Source organism: Brachyspira sp. SAP_772 (assembly GCF_009755885.1).
GTDB lineage: Bacteria > Spirochaetota > Brachyspiria > Brachyspirales > Brachyspiraceae > Brachyspira.
Window position 1 is genome coordinate 1 of sequence record NZ_VYIX01000385.1, and the last position, 511, is coordinate 511.

At 27.0% G+C, this 511-nt stretch carries 1 protein-coding gene and 1 pseudogene; one reads left to right on the top strand and one right to left on the bottom strand.

The features are described 5' to 3' along the window. Nucleotides 1-286 (top strand): annotated as a pseudogene (locus tag GQX97_RS14655) (UDP-N-acetylmuramoyl-tripeptide--D-alanyl-D-alanine ligase); the annotation flags it as partial. Nucleotides 287-292: 6 nt separating this feature from the next. Here GQX97_RS14655 and GQX97_RS14660 read toward each other — a convergent pair. After that, the coding region (locus tag GQX97_RS14660) for an ABC transporter permease (RefSeq protein WP_198391290.1) at nucleotides 293-511 on the bottom strand (219 nt) is incomplete at its 5' end.

Genomic DNA, 511 nt, shown 5'->3' on the forward strand with positions numbered 1-511 from the left:
AGGCGATATGCTTGAAACAGAAACTCAAAACTCTTCTTTTCATAAAGACATAGGAATATTTATAAACTCATTAAAAAACATAAATGAAGTTATTACAGTCGGAGATAATTCTCAAAAAATAGATAATGAAGTTACATGCTCTAAAATGCATTTTAAAAAAGTAGAAGAGAGTATAAACACTATAATTGATATTATAAAAAACAGTAATGAAGAGACAGCAATTTTAATAAAAGCTTCACTAGGTATGCGTTTTAATATGATAATAGAAGCAATAAATAATATATAAATTTTATTACATGCCAAACATACCAAGTATTGAAACTAATAGATAGTCTGTTATAAGTATTAACATAAAGCTATAAACCACACTAATAGTAGTAGCTTTACCAACACCTTCAGCTCCTCCATTAGTTCTAAATCCATAGAAACAAGAAATCAAAATAACTTCAGCACCAAAAATAGTAGATTTTATTAAACTTCCAATAAAGTCCCCAAGCGAAATAACAGCAAT